The sequence below is a fragment of the Candidatus Hydrogenedentota bacterium genome, assembly GCA_013359265.1.
In the GTDB taxonomy this organism is placed as follows: domain Bacteria; phylum Hydrogenedentota; class Hydrogenedentia; order Hydrogenedentales; family SLHB01; genus JABWCD01.
Genome location: JABWCD010000051.1, coordinates 1 through 5375 on the forward strand (window position 1 = coordinate 1; position 5375 = coordinate 5375).

The window sequence follows — 5375 nt, forward strand, 5'->3', positions numbered from 1 at the left end:
GTGCGAATGGAAGCAAGGCGAAACGGATACGGACCCAACAAGGAAGACCGCCACGCCGGTCAAGGTTGATTTACCTTCTCATGGAAGCACGAGCACGAGTAGGAGCACGAGCAGGGCAAATCGTGCGAGTTTCAAACTCAGGGCACTAGTGGTTGCTTGGTTGGGGTACTGATCGGTTGACTGATTTTCGCCCCGGTGCTACCATCCGCCAAACTGTCTGAGGAGCCATGAGCCGCGCGTCTGCCCAGTTGGCGCATCGCGGACACGCTCGAATTGTTTTCAACCTTTCCGGAGGACGACACCGATGCGCGTGTTTGACGACAACAGTTACAGCATTGGCAATACCCCGCTTGTACGGCTGCACAAGCTCGACAAGGGGCTGAAGGCGAAAGTATTCGGCAAGGTCGAAGGGCGCAACCCGGCTTATTCGGTGAAATGCCGCATCGGCGCGGCCATGATCTGGGACGCGGAAAAGCGTGGCGCGTTGAAGCCTGGCGGCACGATAGTCGAACCGACATCGGGGAATACGGGTATTGCGCTGGCGTTTGTTGCGGCGGCGCGCGGGTACAAACTGATACTCACGATGCCGGAAACGATGAGCCTCGAGCGGAGGCAGATGCTGAAGGCGTTCGGTTCGCAGCTTGTGCTGACGCCGGGCGAAAAAGGCATGCCCGGCGCAATCGCCCAGGCGGAAGAAATCCAGGCGGAGCACCCGGACTACTTCATGCCGCAGCAGTTCAAGAACCCGGCCAACCCGGAGATTCACTTCAAGACGACCGGCCCGGAAATCTGGAACGATACCGACGGGCAAATTGACGTGTTGGTGTCCGGCATCGGCACGGGTGGCACGATCACGGGCGTGTCCCGCTACATCAAGCACGAAAAGAAGAAGGCGATCACGAGTGTCGCGATCGAGCCGGAAGCGTCGCCGGTCCTTTCGGGCGGGCAGCGCGGACCGCATAAGATTCAGGGTATCGGCGCGGGATTCAAGCCGGATGTGCTTGATATGAGCCTGGTTGATCGCATCGAACTGATCTCGAATGACGAGGCCTTCGAGTATGCGCGCCGGTTGACGCGTGAAGAAGGCATCATCGGGGGTATCAGTTGCGGCGCGGCCGCGGCGGTGGCGTTGCGCCTCGCGGCGCTGGATGAGTTCGCTGGCAAGACGATCGTGACGATACTGCCGGACTCGGGCGAGCGCTATTTGTCTACGCCGTTGTTCGAAGTGTAAATGCGCATAGCGAGAGTAGAAACATCAAGGGCGAACCGGTGGTTCGCCCTTTACCATTTGAGGTAGCAGAACATGCACGAGCGAATTCCCGGACTTGGAACCTTGGCGCTGCACGGCGGTCAGTCGCCCGACCCGGCAACAAACGCGCGGGCGGTGCCGATCTACCAGACGACGTCGTACGTCTTCAACGACAGCGCGCACGCGGCGCGGCTGTTCGCGCTCGAGGAGTTCGGAAACATCTACTCGCGCATCATGAACCCTACGGTCGATGTATTTGAAAAGCGCATGGCGGCGTTGGAAGGCGGTGTCGGCGCGCTGGCAACGGCGTCGGGATCGGCGGCAATTACGCTCGCGTCGCTCAACATCTGCAAGATGGGACAAAACATCGTTTCGTCGCAGACGCTGTACGGCGGCACGTATAACCTGTTTCATCATACGTTCAAGAACTACGGTATCGACGTGCGGTTTGTCGACGCGACCGATCCGGACAATTTCGCCAGCCAGATCGACGACAACACCCGCTTCCTGTTTATTGAGTCGATCGGCAATCCCGCGAACGACGTTGTGGACTTCGACGCAATCGCGAAAGTTGCGCACGACCACGACATTCCGCTGATGGTGGACAGCACGGTGACGTCGCCGCTGCTGTTTCGGCCGATCGACTACGGCGCGGACATCGTCGTTCACTCCGCGACCAAGATTATCGGCGGGCACGGCACGTCCATCGGCGGGGTGATCGTCGACAGCGGCCGGTTCGATTGGAACAACGGCAAGTTCCCGGAGCTGACGGAACCGTGCGACAGCTATCACGGGATGAAGTTTTACGAGGCGTTCAAACCCGTCGGCAACATTTCGTACATACTGAAGGCACGCGTGACGCTGCTGCGCGACATGGGACCGTGCATGTCGCCGTTTAACGCATTCATGTTCCTGCTGGGCCTCGAGACGCTGCACCTGCGCGCGCCGCGCCACTGCGAGAACGCGCTGGCGCTCGCGCAGTACCTGGAATCGCACAAGAACGTCGAGTGGGTGAACTATCCGGGCCTGAAGAGTCACAAGGACTACGTGCGCGCGCAGAAGTATTTGCCGAAGGGACAGGGCGCGATCATGACGTTTGGCATTAAGGGCGGCTACGAGGCAGGCGTAAAGTTTATCAACAGCGTGAAGCTGGCGTCCCACCTCGCCAACGTACTCGATGCGAAGACGCTCGTTATCCATCCGTCCTCGACGACGCACCAGCAGCTCAGCGCCGACGAACAGAAGGCGGCGGGCGTCACGCCGAACATGGTCCGCGTATCCTGCGGCCTTGAAGACATCGAGGACATCATCGCCGACTTCGAGCAGGCGCTGGCTGCCGCGGGGCAGTAGGATTAGGGATCGTATGTCGCAAGAAGGCTCAGTCGGAATCGTCGAAACGAAGCACTTCACATTTGCGGAGCCGCCCAACGAACTCGAACTCGAGGGCGGGCGCAAGCTCGGTCCGATCACGCTTGCGTACGAAACGTACGGGACGCTTAACGCGGACAAGTCGAATGCGGTATTGATCGTGCATGCGCTGTCCGGCGACGCGCACGCTGCGGGCGTCCACTCGGAAACGGACGCCAAGCCCGGTTGGTGGGACAACATGATCGGTCCGGGCAAGGGCTTCGACACAACCAAGTACTTCGTCATCTGTTCGAACGTGCTTGGTGGGTGCCAGGGTTCCACCGGCCCGGGGTCGATCAATCCCGCGACGGGCAAACCCTATGGCCTCGATTTCCCAGTCATCACCATCGGGGACATCGTGCACGCGCAGCGCTTCCTGGTCGAGCATCTCGGCATTTCAAAACTGTTGTGCGTAGCGGGCGGATCGATGGGGGGCATGCAGACGCTCGAGTGGATGACGCGCTATCCGGAACTGGTCGCGTCGTCGATTGTCATTGCGTCAACGCCCGTATTGAGCGCCATGGGGATCGCGTTTGACTCCGTGGGCCGGCACGCGATTCAGGCGGACCCGGCATTCAAACATGGCGATTATTACAGGGCCGAGGAGCAACCGGACGAGGGCCTCGCCATCGCGCGGATGCTCGCACATATCACCTATCTTTCCGATCAGTCGATGGGCAAGAAATTCGGACGCGCGTTGCGGTTCACCCGGGAATACAGCTACGACTTCAAGAGCGAGTTTTCCGTTGAGACGTATCTGGATTATCAAGGCGAGCAGTTTGTCAATCGGTTCGACGCGAACAGCTATCTCTACATCACGAAAGCGATCAACTACTTCGATCTCGGCGCGCAGTACGGTTCGCTCGATAATGCGATGGCGCGCGTGCAGGGCAAGATCATGGTGCTGTCGTATTCGTCGGACTGGTTGTACCCGCCGTATCAATCGCAACAAGTGGTCGACGCGCTCACGCGCCAGCGCAAGGACGTGACGTACTGCAACATTCAGTCGGAATACGGTCACGACGCGTTCCTGCTCGAAGTGGACGTGATGAAGAAACTCATCAGCGGCTTTCTCGAATACGCCGCGCAACCCGCGAAGAAAGGCGCGCGCCGACAACCGTTTGCCGACAGCGAGGCGGACTTCGGTCCGCCGACCGCGTCGACGAGCATCTACGAAGGCGACCGCGTCGACTACGACATGATTGTCGATCTTGTCGACGAAGGCGCGCGCGTGCTCGATATCGGGTGCGGCGACGGGGAACTGCTCGATCGCCTCATTCATTACAAGGGCGTGGACGACACCGGCATCGAGTTGGCGCAGGGCAACATCGTGAGCTGCGTGCGGCGCGGTATATCCGTCATTCAGCAGGACATCGACAAGGGCCTCACGACGTTGCCGGACCAGAGTTACGACTTTGTCATCCTGAGCATGACCCTGCAGGTAATCAAGAAGCCGGACTTCGTATTGCAGGAAATGCTGCGGGTCGGGAAGAAATGCATCGTGAGCTTTCCTAACTTTGGGTTCTGGAAGGTCCGTGCGAAGTCGATGTTGTTGGGAAAGGCGCCGGTCACGCGCAACCTGCCGTATGCGTGGTGGCTCAGCCCCAACCGGCACGTGTTATCGATCAAGGATTTCCGCGAGTATTGCCGCGATCGCAACTTCCGTATCGAACGCGAAATTCCGCTCAGCCGCCGCGGCTTCGTTTGGTCCGCGCAAATGTGGCCGAACATGCTCGCGGACGAAGCGGTGTTTGTTATCACGTCGCGTTAACGGCGCAGGTCCCGTCTGGCGAGTCTAGCTTGTGGGATCACGAGCCGCCGTTGTCCACGCTGGTGTCATGGATCCCAATTCGTTCGAAAGGTCGAGCGCGCATAGTGGTTGTGCGGGAGTTCGAATGCTCGATTACGATTACGATTACGATTACGATTACGAGCACGAGCACGAGCACGGGCACGAGCACGGGCACGAGCACGAGCACGAGCACGACGAATCGTGCGAATTTCGAACTCATGGGACTGGAGCAGGTTAAGAAAGGTCGGAGCGGGTGTGTCCTTTCGGATACCAAGAAGCCATGAGAATTCAATTTCAGATTTGAAATCTCAAATTTCAAACCAACACAAGCAGGATGTCTTAAAGGTCCATTCTCGGGACAGCACGGGCACGAGGATTCAGCTAGGTAGTATCTCGAATTGCTCTGGTGTCGTGAATACCAAGTTCGTTCGAAAGGTCGAGCGCGCATAGAGGCTGTGCGGGAGTTCGAATGCTCGATTACGAGCACGAGCACGAGCACGAGCACGACGAATCGTGCGAATTTCAGACTCATGGTGCTGGAGCAGGTTACGAAAGGTCGTAGCCGGTATGCCCCGTAGGTTTCGGTGCGAATCGAGTGTGCGGTTACGAGTCGTCATGAACAGAGTTCCGCCGGAGACTATGAAAACTTGAGCGGTGCGCTTTCAGCGCGGGGTGATAGGGGCGTGGACAGTTTCCAGGGGCGATGCCCCTGGCTAGGGTTGCGTTGCGCCGTTGGCGCGCGGGACGAATTGCACATTTTCAGAGCAGTTGTCATACCCGTATCGGGGCACGCAGCAACCGTGAAAATGCAATATCAAATTTGAAATCTCGTAACACTTTAGCCGTTTGCCGCGACGTTTGGGGGTAACGGCGGCAGCTGACCGGTTTTGAGGTATGTCGTTAAGGCGTCTTGGAGCGTTGCGACGG

Annotated in this window: 4 protein-coding genes; 3 read left to right on the forward strand and 1 reads right to left on the reverse strand. The window is 58.6% G+C overall.

Annotation, left to right across the window (positions count from 1 at the left end; translation table 11 throughout):
* Positions 1 to 304 precede the first annotated feature (304 nt).
* The 3 genes from cysK to HUU46_25325 all read left to right on the forward strand — a co-directional run bounded on the left by cysK (position 305) and on the right by HUU46_25325 (position 4427).
* A complete protein-coding gene (gene cysK / locus HUU46_25315) occupies positions 305 to 1231 on the forward strand; it encodes a cysteine synthase A (protein ID NUM56963.1) in 927 nt (308 codons plus the stop codon).
* A 72-nt stretch (positions 1232 to 1303) separates the two neighbouring features.
* Positions 1304 to 2599, forward strand: coding sequence for an O-acetylhomoserine aminocarboxypropyltransferase/cysteine synthase (locus HUU46_25320; GenBank protein ID NUM56964.1), 1296 nt, complete (start codon positions 1304 to 1306; stop codon positions 2597 to 2599).
* Positions 2600 to 2612: 13 nt separating this feature from the next.
* The gene (locus tag HUU46_25325; protein NUM56965.1) at positions 2613 to 4427 is read left to right on the forward strand and encodes a homoserine O-acetyltransferase; all 1815 of its coding nucleotides are present in this window, start codon (positions 2613 to 2615) and stop codon (positions 4425 to 4427) included.
* A gap of 37 nt (positions 4428 to 4464) precedes the next feature.
* On the opposite strand, the gene HUU46_25330 is transcribed toward HUU46_25325, so the two are convergent.
* Entirely contained in the window at positions 4465 to 4668 is a 204-nt protein-coding gene (locus tag HUU46_25330) for a membrane or secreted protein (protein NUM56966.1), read from the reverse strand.
* Positions 4669 to 5375 lie beyond the last annotated feature (707 nt).